Annotated in this window: 1 pseudogene; it reads right to left on the bottom strand. The window is 79.6% G+C overall.

The window, feature by feature from the left end:
- Positions 1-407, bottom strand: a pseudogene (locus LPA54_RS40645) (hypothetical protein); the annotation flags it as partial.

Genomic DNA, 407 nt, shown 5'->3' with positions numbered 1-407 from the left:
GCCCGCTGCGCAACAGCGTCGCCAGCGCCTTCATGTACGCCGGTGCCGCCACCCCGCGCCGCGCCGGCGGGGGCGCGACGCGACCGTAGACGGCGGCGTCACGGCCGCAGTCCAGCGCGAACGGACGGCCCGGCGCGGGCGGCGCGCACAGCGCCCGCCAGGTGTCCGCGTCGGCGCGCAGATCGAGGAACAGCGTCGTCGCGCCGGCCGGGCGCAACCGCAGCTCGTCCCGGAACCAGTGCCAGGGCAGCGCCGTGTACCGCACGGTCGCCGGGGTGGTGCGGGCCAGCGCCAGGTGCGGCAGCCGCTGTCTGCGGTCCAGCCGCAGCTCCCCCGCCACGTACACGGTCAGCGGGCCGGGCGCCGCGGCCGCCGCGCGCAGCCGGGTCAGCACCGCCTGCGGCTCC

It is taken from the genome of Streptomyces sp. DH12 (genome assembly GCF_020873895.1).
GTDB lineage: Bacteria > Actinomycetota > Actinomycetes > Streptomycetales > Streptomycetaceae > Streptomyces.
Note: the sequence above shows the minus strand (reverse complement) of the source record. Positions and strands in the feature narration are given on the sequence as shown.